This is a genomic window from Pedobacter humicola (assembly GCF_056490705.1).
In genome coordinates this window covers 13,984-30,400 of record NZ_JBWJIG010000004.1, presented here as the reverse complement: position 1 = coordinate 30,400, position 16,417 = coordinate 13,984, and the positions used below count along the sequence as shown (strand labels likewise).

The window sequence follows — 16,417 nt, the reverse complement described above, 5'->3', positions numbered from 1 at the left end:
AAATCCTTCACTTCGACGATGCGCAGTGCAAGCTAGCTCAGGATGACAGAACACTGAAATTATTATTTACCCGTAGCGGCCTGCATTGGGTTTTTACCAATTGATTGGCCTCTAACCGCTCCACCAGTTTTTGCTTTATATACTTTAAACTTGCTTTCTTTGGCTTTACCGCCCCAGGCATTGTTTGATGTATCAATATCAGCGGTTTCGCGCAGTGGATCGATTAAAATTGAAGCCACTTCTTTATCTTTTACATAAAACTTAGAAGTTTTCAGTTCATTGTGTCTCCAGATCTGCGCCGGAATGCGGTCAATTTCTTTCGTGCCGTCTTTATAGGTAAACTCAACTATTACAGGCATTACCAAGCCGCCTTTATTGCTAAAGCTTAACTCATATAAAAATTTATTATCGTATTTGCCCTGATCGCCGTCTGGAACAACTTCAACAGGCGGGGTCATATCCATTTTTGTCGCAATTGTGGTGTCAATGGTAACCAGTCCTCTATCATATTTGTAATAAAAATCCTGAGCAGCAGTATTCTTATCTGTATAGAAATTGATTTTCTTATCCTCACGGTTTCTGATTTTTGAAATATCCTCAAAAGCATTAACCGCAGGTTTATCTATTTTCACCATTCTGGATCTTGCTGCAGGAACTTCTTTCGGGAAATCTGCTTTCGCGAATTTTACGCTGTCCAATGAGATGTCGCAGGGATCAGTTCCGTAAAACCAACCTCTCCAAAACCAATCTAAATCCTCGCCGCTGGCATCTTCCATGGTGCGGAAAAGATCAGCTGGTTCAGGATGTTTAAAAGCCCATCTCCTCGAGTATTCTTTAAAGGCATAATCAAAAAGTTCTCTTCCCATAATGGTTTCGCGAAGGATATTTAAGCCTGTAGCAGGTTTTGAATAGGCATTCGGACCGAAGCGGGCAATGTTCTCAGAGTTGGTCATAATCGGTTCCAACTCATCTTTAGGCAGTTTCATGTAGTCAACAATGGTATAAGCCGGACCTTTTTTGCTTGGAAATTTATTGTCCCAAAGTTCTTCGGTTAAATATTCAACAAAGGAGTTTAAACCTTCATCCATCCAGGTCCACTGGCGCTCATCGCTGTTCACGATCATTGGGAAAAAGTTGTGGCCTACCTCGTGGATAACCACACCTAACATGCCGTTTTTAGTGCTTTCGCTATATGTTCCATCCGCATCGGTACGGCCATAGTTGAAACAGATCATCGGATATTCCATTCCATTAGCGGCTTCGATGCTCTGTGCAACCGGATATGGATAAGGAATGGTAAAATCTGAATAGGTTTTAATGGTATGTGCAACAGCACGGGTAGAAAACTTACTGTACAGACTGTAAGCTTCTTTTCCATAAAAACTCATACACATTACCGTGTTGTTGTTGGCCTGGATTTTTTGAGGCATGGCATCCCAGATAAACTTACGTGAAGAAGTCCAGGCGAAATCGCGCACATTATTGGCATTGAAAACCCAGGTTTTTTTAGCTGTCGATTTTTTGGTTTCGGCAGTTTTGGCTTCTGCTAAGGTTTGGATTTCTACGGGTGCAGCTGCGGTTTTTGCCGAATTGTATCTGGCTAATTGTGTTGGGTTTAAAACAGCGCTGTAGTTGATACATTCTCCGGTTGAGCCCACCAGGTGATCTGCAGGAACGGTCATCTGCACTTTAAAATCTCCAAAAGTTAAAGCAAACTCCCCTCTGCCAGTAAATTGATGGTTCTGCCATCCCTGAAAATCGCTATACACACATAAGCGTGGGTACCATTGCGTCATGGTGAACAGATAGTTTCCATCTGTTGGGAAAAATTCGTAACCACCGCGGCCACCAACACTCATTCTGTCGGTGATTTTATAGTTCCAATCAATGTTGAAGATCAATTTCTGGCCAGTTCTTAAGGCAACTGGTAAATCAACCCGCATCATGGTTTTGTTAACCGTGTATTTTAGGTTTTTACCTGTTGCATCAGTGAGTTTGGTTATATTAATTCCATAGCCATTGTTTCCTGTAGCACTTAGCTGATCTAAGTTTTTGGTTGTACCGAAAGCAGGCATTTTGGTTGCATCCTGATAGTTTGCACTTTTATCAGTACTGTGTTCGTTTTCATCAAGCTGTAACCAGATATAAGTTAATGGATCTGGTGAATTGTTGGTATAGGTTACCGTTTCAGATCCAGTTAACAACAGGTTTTTTTCATCCAGTTCACATTTGATGTTATAATCGGCCCGTTGCTGCCAGTATTTAACACCTGGTGCCCCACTGGCCGTACGCTGCTCATTGGGTGTAGGTAAAATGGTGCCCAGCTGTTCGAACTTATTTCCATGATTGCTGCCAGGATTGTTCAAAATGTTTTGGGCCATGGTCAAACTGCCCGAGAAGAGCAATAGACCAGTTAGGGTATACAGTTTATTCATCATATGTTTGTTAAAAAGGAATTCTTTCTAAAGCCATTTTTAAAGCCAGGCTAAATACGGCTGCCGATACAAATAAAACCCAGCTGATGCGTTTTATACGGGTATAGTTGAACACAAAAAAGGTAATCAGCAAGATAATAATTACCATAAAAATCTGCCCCGCCTCCAGGCCTACATTAAAGCCGAATAATCCCCAGCCAATATTCTGGTCTTTTGCCAGCATTATCCTAATGGAATTGGCAAAACCCATTCCGTGGATCAATCCAAAGCCCAGTGCCAAAAAATAATTGATCTTGACCGATTTTAAGGAAAAATTCTTCCTGAATAAATTACTTATCGCAGTAATTACAATGGTACAGGGGATTAAAAATTCTACCCATTTGCTATCGAATCTGATAATATCTAAAACGCTTAAAAATAAAGTTAACGAATGCCCAATGGTAAAAGCAGTAACGAGGATCAACACTTGTTTCAGGTGGTGGTAACTGTAAATGGCCACCAATGCTAAAACAAAAAGTTGATGATCTAAAGCATCCGCACTTATAATATGCTCCCAACCCAGTTTGAAGTAAAAGATAAAATCCTGTAACGGCATGAATAATAAGCTAACTATGGGACGTTAAATAGTTTACAAAGCTTAAAATTATATTTTTAATTGTAAAAAGCCCAAATATTCCTTAAACAAAGCCATAAATACTAAATTTGTTACTGATTTTTTGGTTATTTGCTGACATTGTTTGCTTCAGGCTTTAAATAGTAACTTTGTTAATCATACACTTGAATATTGATGCGTAAATTAAAATATACCCTTTTGCTATTGTGTTGTGCTTTTTTTTCGGTTGAAGCCGGCGTAAAACACCCTTTGCATGTTAGCACAACTGAAGTGAGCTTTAATGAAAAGGATAAAACACTGGAAATAAGCTGTAAGATTTTTTCGGATGACTTTGAAGCTATTTTGGCAAAGGTATACAAACAAAAAACCGACCTGAGTAATCCAAATATGAAGACTGCGATGGATGAACTGGTTAAAAAATACCTGCTTTCCCATTTACAATTAAAAGCCAACGGAAAGGCCGTTACGATGAGTTACGTTGGGTTTGAGATTGACCACGAGGCTACCAATATCTATCTTGAAGTTGAAAAAGTTGCAGCGATGAAATCAGTTGAGGTTAATGACACTATTTTATACGATATGTTTGATGATCAGATGAGTATAGTGCACATCGTGAAGGGGGCTAACCGGAAAAGTACCAAGATCCTTTATCCTGAAAAGCAATTCACAGCAAACTTTTAATTGTAATTTTTGTATTAGATAATGGTTCAATGTTAAATTACCGTTAACTTTATTAGGCGGTATTAGTGAGTTAATATTGGCTGAGAAATATTTCTTGTAATCTTTTTTTAAATACCGCGTTGTTAAAATAAGTTATGCATCTAATCATCTTCTCCAATATATTAACACCTCGGATTAAATATATCTTCAATTTTATTTTTAAAGATATCCTTAAAGCGGAAGTAGAGTTTACGGGCAATAGTCAGTATTTTCTACAAAGCGAAAACATCAGAATCAGTTATGGTGACGAACCATTAGGCGATGAACTTTTTTTTAAAAGTACGGCTTTGCTTTTTTCTAATAGACTGGAAGAAATTAAGCTTAAAACTGTTTCATTTGGAGAATATCAGGTTCCCTTTCCCGTTGAGAATTCTGCTTTACCATTCGATGTGTTTGCCGCATCCTTCTTTATGATCAGCCGATATGAGGAGTATCTCCATAAACAAAAAACAGAAGAAGAATTTAAGCCTTCAAAAAGTTACCATCACAAATGGCGGGTTTTAGATAAACCGGTTGTTGATGAATGGGCATTGATTATCAAAAGTGTAATCAGGAAGAAACATCCGGATTTTAAGTTTCACGAAAAAAAATTTCAGCACCAGCCAACTATTCACTTTAATATTGTGCCCAACTTACCTGAAGGTTTCTTCAGCAGAACCAAATTTATATTCAGTGCTGTTTTTAAGAAAGAAAATAATTATCTGAGTTCGAAATTTGACAGGTTAACCGGGATAGGGATCAATAATGAACAGGTTCTGGTTCAGGCTAACCAAATGTTTGCATCAAAAAAGAGGAGTCCATTATACTTTATCGATTTTCCCGATGTTCCAATGGATTATATCAAGATTAACGGAGTTGCTAAAACATTAAATGATCAATCGGTAGGTTTATTAACACCTTGTGCCAGCAACAAGGATAAAGTGAGCGGAATTAAAGATGGATTGACTAAGCTCAAAAAGTTCCATCCCAATACCATTCCGCTAACCAGTCAGCAGTTAGAAAAATTAAAATTCCCGATATGTTATTTAAATATCCTGAATTCAGGTATCACTTCCGATTATTCCATGGGCTATGATGATGTACCTGGATTTAGGGCGGGAACCTGTACGCCGTTTAACTGGTATGATCTGCAGCTCGAGAAAGTAACGGCATTGGTGGTTAATTCTTATTGTTTAACGGATCATGTTCTTCAATTTTTACCACGTGAAGCAGCTACAAAAATACTACGTCAATATGTCAATGCAGTGAAAGTGGTAAACGGTACCTTTTACAGCAGCTGGAATTTGAAAAGTTTATCAGATTACCCTAAATACAAGAAGTTAAAATCTTTATTCGGAGAAATGTTTAATTACGTGGGTAATTGATTTAGTTTAACTTTATTTGGCTTAAAATTGCTAAATTTAGAAGGTAAAACCATCTTGCATAATCCATAGGATGCAGAAAAACATGATTATGATTTTTGATCTGAGCAAAACAAAATCTATTGCCAATACCTTTATAGCCGAACTTCGGGATGAAAATATCCAGAAAGATTCGATGCGCTTCCGCAAAAATCTGGAAAGGCTTGGTGAGTTTTTTGCCTACGAGATCAGTAAATCACTTCAATATACCACCAAAGAGATTGTAACTCCCCTGGGGATATCATCTTGCGAAGTGCTAACACAGCAACCGGTTTTAGCAACGATACTCAGAGCTGGTTTACCGCTACAACAGGGCCTGCTTAATATTTTTGATAAAGCAGAATGCTGTTTTATTTCAGCCTATAGGAAGGTAAAAAAGAGCGGTGATTTCGTCATTCAAATGGATTACATTTCTACTCCGGATTTAGTAGGAAAGGTATTAATTATGGCCGACCCCATGCTGGCTACCGGGCAAAGCATGGTGATGTGCTGTAAAGAATTGATTAACCGTTACAAAATTGCCGAACTTCATATTGTTGCGGCAATAGCCAGTACCGAAGGTGTTGCCCATGTCCGTGCCAATCTGCCTAAAGCTAAACTTTGGCTTGGCGCTATTGATGAGGAAATGACCAGTAAATCTTACATTGTTCCCGGACTTGGCGATGCCGGGGATCTGGCCTATGGAGAAAAGGTTTAGTTTTAGTAAACAGTCTTAAGTCCAGAGTTAGTGAATATCCTCTTTGTATGCAGTAGAAACAAATGGCGCAGTGCTACTGCCGAAACCATTTATAAAAACCACTCCGATCATCAGGTAAGGTCAGCGGGAACTGAACCATCGGCCAGGATTAAAATCAGTGCCAAGCTGATTCTTTGGGCTGATCTGATCTTTGTGATGGAGAAGAAGCACAAGCAAAGAATTACCGAACGTTTTCCTGAAGAGATCTGTGAAAAGGAAATCATCATGCTGGATATCCCAGACGATTATCAGTATATGGATGAAGAACTTATTGAAGAAATAAGGGCAAAAGTGGATGATTATTTATAAATCAAAAATCATTAGGCTAACTTTGTAAAAATTATTATTCATGAAAAAGCATATTTTCTTCGACCTCGACCATACCATCTGGGATTTTGACCGCAATGCCGAAGAAACATTAAATGAGCTTTATCAAACCTATAAATTAGATACACTTGGTCTTAAATCTTGTACCGATTTTATCGCTACTTATACTGAAAATAACCACCAGTTATGGGCTGATTATCACTTGGGTAAAATCACTAAGGATTTTTTAAGATCGGAGCGCTTCAGTAAAACTTTTATTCAATTGGGTATCCATCCAGATGCTGTTCCGCATCAGTTTGAAGATGATTATGTAAGCATTTCGCCTACCAAAACAAATTTATTCGAAGGGGCAGAAAACGTTCTGGCTTACCTGCAACAAAAATATACGCTGCATATTATTTCTAATGGATTTAAGGAAACTACCTTAACCAAAATGAGTCTCTCTAATCTTAATCCCTATTTCGAAAATGTGATTATCTCAGAGGATGTTGGCGTAAACAAACCCAATCCCATTATTTTTGAATATGCATTGGATAAGGCAAAAGCTTTAAAAGCCGAAAGCATCATGATTGGGGATAGTCTTGAAGCTGATATTTATGGAGCCTTAAATTTTGGCATGGAGGCTATATTCTTCAATCCCCTGCAGAAAGAAAAACCTGATGATGTTAAACGGGAAATCATCCATCTGGAAGAATTGTTAAAACTTTTTTAACCTTACTCCTTTTTGTTTGGTTTTGGCATTCGTTTGGCATGAGTTTAAAACACACACAAATGAAACCTTAATTAAAATGAAAAAAACCATCTTTTTAGGATTGGCAATGCTTTTTGCTGCCCTAACTTTCGCCCAAAATAACCGCAGTGCAGCCGAAGTATTTCTGCAAATTGTTAATCCAGGTAAATATAACGTGTATCTCGACGACGAACTTGTTGCGTCTGCCAATGGCAGGTTCCGTTTTTACGATGTATACCATAATACCCCAATACTATCTATTATTCAGGGCAATACTGTAGTTTTGAAACAACGGATAAGGGTGATCCCACAACAACGGCTGGTGTTAAGTTTTGATGATAAACGGTTAATTACTTTAAAGCAGTTAACGATCTATCGCAACAGGCAATACGCCCTAAACGATTTCGATGGTTATACCGGAGATTATAATACAGGGATTGTTCTGCCACGGCCACCAAAGCCAGAATTAAACCCATTACTATCCGATGAAGCATTTGAGGCATTTTTAACACAATACAGAAAGGAAAGTTTTGATGATAGCAGATCGAGAATGATCAATGTAGTTAGCAAAAATTCATCTCTTTTAAGTGCGCAGGTAAGGGTGCTGTTAAAATCTTTTAGCTTTGATGATGAACGCTTGAGAGTGGCCCAGAATCTTTATAAAAATGTTGCGGATCCTCAAAACTACTTTGCACTATCTGATATTTTCATTTTCCCGTCAAATAAGGAAGACTTTTTAAAATATTTGGAGAAGCAGTAATTCGGCTTATCTTTATTCAATGACAGCTGCAAAAATTAAGGCATCGATACATAAAATTGTCGATGCCTATAAATCGAAACTATCTAATTATCCCGCAGATATTTTTCAAAGCATTCCGCCTATTGCGGGCTGGAGCTATAGCGAAGTATATTCGCACATTTTCGATTCAAGCCTGCTTTCATTAATTGCGCTGGAGCATGCCGCAAATGGCAAAGGCGAAAACAAACCCACACATTTTATTGTAAAACTGATTTTGCTTTTAGGCACTTTACCTCCGGCAAAAAAGTACAAAGTGCCAAAACGATTGGCTGAGCGGGTTAAAAAAATCAGTAAAACAGAGGCGCTCGATTTTGTTTTAGAGTTTGAAAAGGCCCTGGATGATCACTACCCATCAATAGCAACTGCAAGCGCCGATTGCAAGACAAAACATCCAAGGCTGGGTTATTTAAACGCTAAACAGTGGCTAAGATTTATTGAAATCCATTTGAAACATCATTTAAAACAGTTAGAAAGAATAGAAAAGAGCTTTCAGGCCTAAATTAATTTAGCCATATTTGGGTAAATTAATCTCAGTCCCATGAAATACGCTTTTTACTTGTTAGCCATCACTGTTCTTTGCGCTTGTAACAGCGAAAAGAAAGAAACTGCTCAAGCGGTTATTCCAACACCTACCGGCATACAGGGACTGCAAAAAAGCAATGCTGTTCAGCCAGTAGCACAACCAGCTAAAAGTAATCTGATTTTTAATCCGCCACATGGCGAAGCAGGACATACCTGTGCTTTGGCCGTTGGCGCACCGTTAAATCAAGCAGCCGCAGTTCAACAGCAGAAAGTTACTCAGCAAGCGGTACCTGCTCCTGTAGCTCCTGTTGTAAATGCTTCAGGCAAAAAATTGAATCCTAAGCATGGGGAACCTAGTCATAGATGTGATATTGCCATTGGTGCGCCTTTGGATAGCAAACCTACTCAGGTTGTAACCACCCAGCCTGCTGTAACACAAACGGTAGGCGTAAAAACCGCAAAAGGTTTAAATCCACCTCATGGTCAGCCGAACCACAGATGCGACCTTGCCGTTGGCGCGCCTTTAAATAGTAAACCTGTTCCGGTTAATACTGTTCCAGTGTCAACGCCCGAAGCTAAAACAACAGAAAAAGTATTGGAAACCAAGAGTGAAGGAAAATAATCACTTTGATAAACAATGTATCCGGAGCATTAAAATATTTTGAATTTACATCACCTTACTTAACGCACATTTTTTTACATCTTTGCGTTAATGAAATTACCCGCCATAAAAGGTTTTGACCAGGAAGCACTAATCAAGTATTTTAAAAATACAGGAATGCTTTTGATGGGGAAAGTTGGCAGTTTAGGAATAAAAATGCTAACCAATATTGCAGTTGCAAACTATTTGCTGTCGTATGGTAATGGTATTCTCACTACATCAATTGCTTATGTTTTTTTATTCGCCGCATTGGCTGGCCTTGGCTTAGATCAGTTTATTGTAAAAGAACTTCACCAGTTCCCTCAGAAAAGAGATCAGATTTTAGGTACAGCATTTGGGTTGAAAGCATTTGCAGGTTTTATGTGTATTCCTTTAATTTCACTTGCATGGCTAATTTATCCACTTGAGGACATTCAATATCAGTTCATATTATTGCTTTCGTTTGTTGGTGTATTTCAGTCTTTTACTGTTATCGATTCTTATTTCCAATCGGAGGTAAAATCCAAATACATCATGCAGGTGCAGATTATTGGGAATCTAATTTCTGCTGGAATAAAAATTATTTTAATCTACACACATTCGCCAATCAGCTACTTCTTTTTTGCTTTTCTTTTTGATACCATTTTGCTTTCTGTAGGATATATCATTACCTATAGCAGAAAAAATAGAAGTATCTTCAATTGGAGTTTTGAAAAAACATTGGCTAAAAAACTCTTTTCCCTTTCATGGCCGCTTATCATTTCGGGCATAATGGTTTCAGTTTATATGAAAATTGACCAGATAATGCTAAAACAGATTTTAGGGGAAAAGGGGACTGCTGAAGCTGGTGCTTATGCAACAGTGGTAAATTTTAGTGAGGCTTTAAATTTCGTGCCTGTTGCCATCGTTTCATCACTCTTTCCTGCAATTCTGAATGCGAGGAGAGATGATAAGGAACGTTACCAGAAGAGACTTCAGAATTTATATGATTTAATGGTTTGGTTAAGCTTAAGTTTTGCCATTTTTATAACTTTTGCTTCACCGTTCATTTATAGTTATTTTAAACCAGAATTTGCGGATGCCGCACCTGTTTTGTCTGTGCATGTTTGGGGTTCTGCTTTCATATTTCTTGGTGTTGCAAGTGGACAGTATTTAATTGCAGAAAATTTTGGTCGCTTAACCTTTATCCGAACAGGGATAGGAGCAGTTGTAAATATCATTTTAAACATTATCCTTATTCCAAAAATGGGTATGATGGGTACAGCTGTATCTACGGTAATCGCATACTTTATTTCAGCCTTTTTTATACTATTTATTCCTAAACTTCGTCAACAAGGTATAATGATGTTAAAATCATTATTTTTGGTCACAGCATTTCAAAAAATATTTAAACGTTGAGTACTCTTAAAGCATTAACCACATTAATTGCTAAGCCAGGCAGGCTTAAGGCATTATTATCTTACGGACATAAAGGCTACCTGAACAGCATTGGCTGGTTCACCGCTTTTGATAAGAAACAGGCCGTAGATGGCAAAGGAAAAGCATTGCCTTGGGTAACCTATTCGTTTATCGATTTTATCAAGGATAGGATCAATAAAACACAGCACATTTTCGAATATGGTTCCGGGAGTTCTACTATTTTTTATGCGGAAAGAGCAGGTTCTGTAACTTCGGTAGAACACGATAAAGGCTGGTTCGACAAGGTGAAAAATACAAGCCCTGGCAATGCCGAAATGATATTCTGCCATTTGGAAAAAGATGGTGAGTATGCTAAAAAGGCAGCCTTACTGGGTAAAAAGTTCGATATTATTATCGTTGATGGCCGCGACCGTGTAAATTGTTGCAAGTACAGCGTTGATGCTTTATCAGAAAATGGAGTATTGGTTTTAGATGACAGCGAGCGTGAAGTTTATAGTGCTGCCCGCGTGCTGTTAAAAGCACAAGGTTTCAAAGAAATTAGCTTCAGTGGCATTTCGCCTGGTCTTTTCTACGAAAAAGCAACCTCGGTTTTCTACAAGCAGGATAATTGTTTAGGCATTTAATCAATCAGGATCATGTTAAGCGAAGAAGTAAAAACGGCCTACGATAATTTTTATACCAATAGTGATGTAGCGTGGCGTATGCTCGGCGCCAAATATAAGGCTCAGAACATTGTTGATGTTTGCAAAGGATTAAAGCCTAAAAAAGTACTTGAAGTTGGTGCTGGGGATGGCAGTATTTTACACTTTTTAAACGAATGGCATTTCGCACCCGAACTGTATGCTTTGGAAATTGCACAAAGCGGTGTCGACATTATAAAAGACCGTAAGCTTGGCAGATTAAAGGATGCGCAGACCTTTGATGGCTACAAAATCCCCTATGAAGACGATACTTTCGACCTGATTATCCTGGCACATGTTTTAGAGCATGTAGAGCACGAAAGAATTTTAATCCGGGAACTAAAAAGAGTAGCAAAATACATTGTAGTAGAAGTGCCAAAAGATTACCGTTTTGGTGTAGATCAAAGAATGAAACATTTTTTGGATTACGGTCACATTAACATGTATACGCCAACATCTTTAAGGTTTTTACTGCAAAGCGAAGGTTTGGAAATTCTGGAAGATAAAGTTTCGATGACGGCCCCTGAAACGGTAAAGTTTAATGAGTTTGTGAATAGAAAAGCACCAAAAACGTTTGCTAAGAATTTAAAAATCGAGCTCGAATACCGCATCAAAAAGACTTTAGGTAATCTTTTTGGAAAGAAAAAACAAGAACAGTTTGCCAATGCATATACCGTTTTAACGAAAAAATCTGACCATAACTTACATATATTTTAGGTAATTTAACATATGCGTTGGAAGATCTTCATTTCGAGCAATTGAAACGAAGCTGATAAATCTTAGCACTTGATTCTTAATTTGTAGATTTCTCCATTCCGCGGTGCTCCAGTCGAAATGACGATGAGCGACAACAATTGGCCAATTTATTGATATGGTTAACTTATAAACAAAAAATGCAAAACCTTGCTCCAATAGCACTTTTCGTATATAACCGTCCGCAGCATACCGAGCGGACGATCAAATTTCTGCAACAAAATGAGCTGGCTGAAAAAAGCCATTTATATATCTTTTCTGATGGGGCAAAAACGGTTCAGGAGGAGAAAAATGTTGCTGCGGTTAGAAAAATCATCAATAAAACAGATGGTTTTAAATCGGTTAAGGTAATCGAAAGAAAAGATAACGCCGGATTAGCCAATTCAGTAATCGCAGGTGTAAGCCAGTTAATTGAGGAATACGATCAGGTAATTGTTTTTGAAGATGATCTGATTACCTCACCCCATACTTTGGCCTATTTTAACGACGCCTTAGGCCGTTATCGTGAAGAGGAGAAGGTAATGCATATTGGCGCCTATATGTATCCCCTAAAGAATGAAAAACTTCCGCCCTCGTTTTTTTATAGGGCCGCCACAAGCTGGGGATGGGCTACCTGGGGAAGAGCGTGGAAAAACTTCGAACCTGATATTGATATCCTTTTAAAACAGTTCGATAAAAAGAAACGTGCAGCTTTTTCTATCGATAATAAAATGAATTTCTGGAAACAGATGCAGGAATTTAAAAAAGGGAAGAACAACAGCTGGGCCATCAGATGGTATGCCTCTATCTTTCTAAAGGGCGGTTTAACACTCAACCCCTCACAATCCCTCGTTAATAATATCGGCCACGATGGAACGGGCGTGCATTCTGGGATAAACGATATCTATAACGTCATTATCAACCCAAAGCCAATCGTCGAATTTCCAACAGTAATTGCCGAAGATCCTATCGCCTATAAAGCCATTAAAAGCTTTCTAATCAAGCGGAAAGGTAATATGGTAACCCGTGTTAGGCGATTCGTAAAAGAAAAACTTGCGCAATACTTTTCGAAGAAATAATTTGCCTCATATAGCTATTTGTTGTAAGCAATTCAAAAAATGACAAACCTTTTTTTAATTGCCCGTGTTGCTTTTATACATCGAAACTATAAAAAATAACAACATGAAAACGACAACAGCAACTGCAGAAGTATTAAATGACCTGGTTCAAATCAATAACGACCGTATTGAAGGTTATGAAAAAGCCCGTCAGGAATTAAAAGATGGCGATGCTGATCTGAAAACGCTATTTTTAAATATGATTGCCGAAAGCCAAAAATATAAAATGGCTTTAGCTACAGAAGTAGCCGCATTAGGTGAAGATATTGAAACCGGAACCACCAACTCTGGTAAAATTTACAGGGCCTGGATGGACGTTAAGGCTATATTTACCGGTCACGACCGTAAAACGGTTTTAAACAATTGTGAATTTGGAGAAGATGCTGCCCAAAACGGATATAAAATGGCTTTGGAAGAAGAAGAGCTTCCTTCAAATATCAGAGAGCTGATTTCTGATCAAAAAGCATCGTTAAGAAAATCGCATGATGAGATTAAAAGATTACGTGATGCTCAGGCATAAGTGAGCGATATATAAAAACGGAAAAACCTCCTTCGATTAATAACTCGAAGGAGGTTTTTTTATTAATTTCCATTATGCTGGCCTGACACTCCGGACCAGCAATCTATTATACCCTGAAATTGATCCGATAGCTATCGGACCAGGGTAACGACTGTTTTTTAATCCTTAAGCTTCCAGTTCCCGGTCTAAATGTTCGGTAACACGCTGAATCGTATTATCAATCGTGTTGCTTAAAATGGTTAAGTAAGAACCTTTTTCGGCAGTTTCGATCGCAATCTGTAAACACTCCGTACTTTTATTGTTGATAATGATCTCTTTATCAGGATCTACTTCCCTAATCCCTTTAACCAGTAAATCAACCAAATCCTGTTGTTGTCTTCCGCGCAGGTATTTCTCCTGACAAATAAAGATTTTATCAAACATCTGTGCCGAAATACGGGCAGTTTCGATGATATCTTCGTCTCTTCTATCGCCTGTTGCTGAAATAATACCTACTTGCTTAGTGGCTTCTACGCCTTGTAAGAAACCTTTCACCCCGTTAAATCCATCGGGGTTATGCGCAAAGTCTACTAAAACTTTAAAATCTTTAAACCTGAAAACATTCATCCTTCCCGGGGTATGTGCTGCCGAAGGGATAAAGGTTTCTAATGATAAACGGATATCTTCTGGTTTATAGCCCCATAAATAGGTAGCCAGTGTTGCCGCCAATACATTCTGGATCATAAAGTTTACCGATCCGCCAAAAGTTAAAGGAATATGGGTGGCTTTATCTACCCTTAATTTCCAATCGCCTGTTTTGATGGTGATATAGCCGTTTTCGTAAATCGCAGCGATACCACCTTTTCTGCAATGTTCCTTAATTACAGGGTTGTTTTCATCCATGCTAAAATAAGCAACGTTACAACGGGCATCTTTACCAATGCGAACGCAATAACCATTGTCTGCATTTAATACGGCCCATCCCTTACGGCGAACTGCACCAATTACAACGGCCTTTACACGGGTTAAATCATCAAGATTATGGATGTCTGAAATACCCAGGTGATCTTCCTGAATATTGGTTACCACACCGATGTCACAGGCATTAAAGCCTAAGCCTGCCCTTAAAATTCCACCACGGGCAGTTTCCAAAACAGCAAATTCCACAGTAGGGTCTTTTAAGATAAATTCGGCACTTACAGGCCCTGTGGTATCACCTTTCATCAACATGGTGTTGTGCACATACACGCCATCGCTGGTGGTAAAGCCCACACGTTTACCATTACTACGGATAATGTGCGCGATTAGACGGGTTGTAGTGGTTTTTCCATTTGTTCCGGTTACGGCGATAATCGGAATCTGTGATAACTTTCCTTGCGGATAAAGCATATCAATAACCGATGCGGCCACATTTCTTGGCAAACCTTCACTGGGCGCCAGGTGCATCCTGAATCCAGGAGCAGCATTCACCTCTAAAACAACACCACCATTTTCGGTCAGTGGTTGAGTCAGGTTCTGCGCCATAATATCAATGCCGCAGATGTCTAATCCAATTACCCTCGAAATCCTTTCGCAGATGAAAATATTCTGTGGGTGAACAATATCTGTCACATCGATTGATGTGCCACCCGTGCTTAAGTTTGCGGTTGATTTTAGATAAACCACCTCTCCCTTTTCAGGAATGGTTTCTAATGTATATTCTTTTTTGGCCAGTAAATCTAAAGTATCACGGTCAACAGCAATTTCTGTTAATACATTTTCGTGACCATAACCACGGCGTGGGTCTTCGTTTTCCTTATCAATCAGTTCCTGAATGGTATGGATTCCGTTTCCTCTTACATGTGCAGGATCACGTTGTGCAGCTGCAATTACTTTATGATCGATTACCAGTACACGGAAATCGTACCCGGTAATAAATTTTTCGATAATGACCCTTCTCGAATAGGTTTTTGCATACTCAAAAGCCGCTATAGCATCTTCCATCGTTTTTACATTGATAGTTGCGCCTTTACCGTGGTTACCATCAAGCGGTTTAAAAACCAGAGGGAAGCCAACTTTTTTCACCGAGGCCTCTAAATCATCGATATTTGAAATGGTAACGCCCGATGCAACCGGAATTGCTGCTTCGGTAAGCAAACGTTTGGTTTCTTCCTTATTACTGGCAATGTCTACAGCGATGCTACTGGTTTTTTCGGTCATGGTAGCCCTAAAGCGGACCTGGTTTTTTCCATAACCCAATTGCACTAAAGAGCTTTTGTTCAGCCGGATCCACGGAATACTTCTGCTTACGGCTTCTTCTACAATAGAGCCTGTGCTTGGTCCTAAAGCTTCAAGTTCACGAATTTCCTTCATCCTGCGAATGTCGTGTTCTAAATCGTATTCTTCGTTATTGATTAACGCTTCGGCTATTTTAACAGCAGCTTCTGCAGCATAAACGCCAACTTTTTCTTCGAGATAACTAAATACAACATTGTAAATGCCCTCTGTTTTGGTTTGGCGTGTTCTGCCAAAACCGGTTTCCATACCAGCTAGTGTTTGGATTTCTAAAGCGATATGTTCAATTACATGACCCATCCAGGTACCTTCCTTAACTCTGGTAAAAAAGCCGCCTTCAACACCTTTAGAACAGCGGTGGGTAAACATGCTCGGCAACAGTTTCTCGATCCTTTCGCTAAATCCTTCTATTACATTGGTCGGTTTTTGCTCCATATCCTCTAAATCCAATCGCATCTGGATCAGTTTTTTCCGGCTAATCGACCATATATTTGGTCCTCTTAATACTTGTATGTTTGATATCTTCATGTAATGTTTTGTTCGTTTTTGATATAAAAAAGGGATTTGGAAAAGTCCTTTTTCCTCAATTTAAGGAATGAAATTGATGACTGTAAATTATGCATTTATTTTGAAAATAGACGTTCCATTTAGCTAAATCAATTTTAAGGTCTATTTGTTTTATTTTCAAGCACTATAACGTTAATTTTTCATTAGATTATTTTAACGTTTGTTAATAAATTGAATATTCTTGACAAAAAAAGTCGTGTTTTTTA

The 16,417-nt window shown here is 38.6% G+C and carries 16 protein-coding genes; 13 read left to right on the top strand and 3 right to left on the bottom strand.

All coding sequences use genetic code 11. From position 1 onward, the window contains the following. Positions 1 to 62: 62 nt before the first annotated feature. Positions 63 to 2,435, bottom strand: a complete 2,373-nt coding sequence (locus AC04Q1_RS08065) for a M1 family metallopeptidase (protein WP_478364087.1) — start codon at positions 2,433 to 2,435, stop codon at positions 63 to 65. A gap of 10 nt (positions 2,436 to 2,445) precedes the next feature. After that, on the bottom strand, positions 2,446 to 3,030 hold the full coding sequence (locus AC04Q1_RS08060) for a HupE/UreJ family protein (RefSeq protein ID WP_478363515.1): 585 nt from the start codon (positions 3,028 to 3,030) through the stop codon (positions 2,446 to 2,448). Positions 3,031 to 3,222: 192 nt separating this feature from the next. Here AC04Q1_RS08060 and AC04Q1_RS08055 point away from each other — a divergent pair, with 192 nt between their 5' ends. The 13 genes from AC04Q1_RS08055 to AC04Q1_RS07995 all read left to right on the top strand — a co-directional run bounded on the left by AC04Q1_RS08055 (position 3,223) and on the right by AC04Q1_RS07995 (position 13,391). Beyond that, positions 3,223 to 3,729: a DUF6702 family protein gene (locus AC04Q1_RS08055; protein ID WP_478363513.1), complete on the top strand. Its 507-nt coding sequence runs from the start codon at positions 3,223 to 3,225 to the stop codon at positions 3,727 to 3,729. Between the two features lie 134 nt (positions 3,730 to 3,863). Next, the gene (locus AC04Q1_RS08050; RefSeq protein ID WP_478363511.1) at positions 3,864 to 5,132 is read left to right on the top strand and encodes a DUF7033 domain-containing protein; all 1,269 of its coding nucleotides are present in this window, start codon (positions 3,864 to 3,866) and stop codon (positions 5,130 to 5,132) included. Between the two features lie 88 nt (positions 5,133 to 5,220). After that, entirely contained in the window at positions 5,221 to 5,865 is a 645-nt protein-coding gene (gene upp, locus AC04Q1_RS08045; RefSeq protein ID WP_478364085.1) for a uracil phosphoribosyltransferase, read from the top strand. A gap of 30 nt (positions 5,866 to 5,895) precedes the next feature. Then, on the top strand, positions 5,896 to 6,213 hold the full coding sequence (locus AC04Q1_RS08040; protein WP_478363509.1) for a low molecular weight protein tyrosine phosphatase family protein: 318 nt from the start codon (positions 5,896 to 5,898) through the stop codon (positions 6,211 to 6,213). Between the two features lie 40 nt (positions 6,214 to 6,253). Then, entirely contained in the window at positions 6,254 to 6,943 is a 690-nt protein-coding gene (locus AC04Q1_RS08035; RefSeq protein ID WP_478363507.1) for a YjjG family noncanonical pyrimidine nucleotidase, read from the top strand. Positions 6,944 to 7,019: 76 nt separating this feature from the next. Then, the gene (locus tag AC04Q1_RS08030) at positions 7,020 to 7,721 is read left to right on the top strand and encodes a DUF4476 domain-containing protein (RefSeq protein ID WP_478363505.1); all 702 of its coding nucleotides are present in this window, start codon (positions 7,020 to 7,022) and stop codon (positions 7,719 to 7,721) included. Between the two features lie 19 nt (positions 7,722 to 7,740). Beyond that, positions 7,741 to 8,259 (top strand): DinB family protein, encoded by a 519-nt coding sequence (locus AC04Q1_RS08025; RefSeq protein WP_478363503.1) that lies wholly within the window; start codon positions 7,741 to 7,743, stop codon positions 8,257 to 8,259. 39 nt (positions 8,260 to 8,298) lie between these two features. After that, on the top strand, positions 8,299 to 8,904 hold the full coding sequence (locus tag AC04Q1_RS08020; RefSeq protein WP_478363501.1) for a hypothetical protein: 606 nt from the start codon (positions 8,299 to 8,301) through the stop codon (positions 8,902 to 8,904). Between the two features lie 90 nt (positions 8,905 to 8,994). Continuing rightward, positions 8,995 to 10,320, top strand: coding sequence for a flippase (locus AC04Q1_RS08015; RefSeq protein ID WP_478363499.1), 1,326 nt, complete (start codon positions 8,995 to 8,997; stop codon positions 10,318 to 10,320). Beyond that, entirely contained in the window at positions 10,317 to 10,964 is a 648-nt protein-coding gene (locus AC04Q1_RS08010; protein ID WP_478363497.1) for a class I SAM-dependent methyltransferase, read from the top strand. Before AC04Q1_RS08015 ends, AC04Q1_RS08010 begins: the two co-directional genes overlap by 4 nt. 12 nt (positions 10,965 to 10,976) lie before the next feature. After that, positions 10,977 to 11,738, top strand: a complete 762-nt coding sequence (locus AC04Q1_RS08005; protein WP_478363496.1) for a class I SAM-dependent methyltransferase — start codon at positions 10,977 to 10,979, stop codon at positions 11,736 to 11,738. 176 nt (positions 11,739 to 11,914) lie between these two features. After that, on the top strand, positions 11,915 to 12,832 hold the full coding sequence (locus tag AC04Q1_RS08000) for a glycosyltransferase family protein (protein ID WP_478363494.1): 918 nt from the start codon (positions 11,915 to 11,917) through the stop codon (positions 12,830 to 12,832). Between the two features lie 103 nt (positions 12,833 to 12,935). Beyond that, positions 12,936 to 13,391 carry a PA2169 family four-helix-bundle protein gene (locus AC04Q1_RS07995; RefSeq protein ID WP_478363493.1) on the top strand — a complete coding sequence of 152 codons (456 nt, stop codon included), beginning with the start codon at positions 12,936 to 12,938 and terminating at the stop codon, positions 13,389 to 13,391. A gap of 165 nt (positions 13,392 to 13,556) precedes the next feature. Here AC04Q1_RS07995 and cphA read toward each other — a convergent pair whose 3' ends face one another. Continuing rightward, complete coding sequence (cphA, locus tag AC04Q1_RS07990) at positions 13,557 to 16,172, bottom strand: cyanophycin synthetase (protein ID WP_478363491.1); 2,616 nt, start codon at positions 16,170 to 16,172, stop codon at positions 13,557 to 13,559. Positions 16,173 to 16,417: the final 245 nt, after the last annotated feature.

What these genes read in the sequence shown, in the direction of transcription:
- AC04Q1_RS08065 (WP_478364087.1), bottom strand. Translation starts at nt 2,435, where the DNA reads ATGAATAAACTGTATACCCTAACTGGTCTATTGCTCTTCTCGGGCAGT.
- AC04Q1_RS08060 (WP_478363515.1), bottom strand. Translation starts at nt 3,030, where the DNA reads ATGCCGTTACAGGATTTTATCTTTTACTTCAAACTGGGTTGGGAGCAT.
- AC04Q1_RS08055 (WP_478363513.1), top strand. Translation starts at nt 3,223, where the DNA reads ATGCGTAAATTAAAATATACCCTTTTGCTATTGTGTTGTGCTTTTTTT.
- AC04Q1_RS08050 (WP_478363511.1), top strand. Translation starts at nt 3,864, where the DNA reads ATGCATCTAATCATCTTCTCCAATATATTAACACCTCGGATTAAATAT.
- upp (WP_478364085.1), top strand. Translation starts at nt 5,221, where the DNA reads ATGATTTTTGATCTGAGCAAAACAAAATCTATTGCCAATACCTTTATA.
- AC04Q1_RS08035 (WP_478363507.1), top strand. Translation starts at nt 6,254, where the DNA reads ATGAAAAAGCATATTTTCTTCGACCTCGACCATACCATCTGGGATTTT.
- AC04Q1_RS08030 (WP_478363505.1), top strand. Translation starts at nt 7,020, where the DNA reads ATGAAAAAAACCATCTTTTTAGGATTGGCAATGCTTTTTGCTGCCCTA.
- AC04Q1_RS08025 (WP_478363503.1), top strand. Translation starts at nt 7,741, where the DNA reads ATGACAGCTGCAAAAATTAAGGCATCGATACATAAAATTGTCGATGCC.
- AC04Q1_RS08020 (WP_478363501.1), top strand. Translation starts at nt 8,299, where the DNA reads ATGAAATACGCTTTTTACTTGTTAGCCATCACTGTTCTTTGCGCTTGT.
- AC04Q1_RS08015 (WP_478363499.1), top strand. Translation starts at nt 8,995, where the DNA reads ATGAAATTACCCGCCATAAAAGGTTTTGACCAGGAAGCACTAATCAAG.
- AC04Q1_RS08005 (WP_478363496.1), top strand. Translation starts at nt 10,977, where the DNA reads ATGTTAAGCGAAGAAGTAAAAACGGCCTACGATAATTTTTATACCAAT.
- AC04Q1_RS08000 (WP_478363494.1), top strand. Translation starts at nt 11,915, where the DNA reads ATGCAAAACCTTGCTCCAATAGCACTTTTCGTATATAACCGTCCGCAG.
- AC04Q1_RS07995 (WP_478363493.1), top strand. Translation starts at nt 12,936, where the DNA reads ATGAAAACGACAACAGCAACTGCAGAAGTATTAAATGACCTGGTTCAA.
- cphA (WP_478363491.1), bottom strand. Translation starts at nt 16,172, where the DNA reads ATGAAGATATCAAACATACAAGTATTAAGAGGACCAAATATATGGTCG.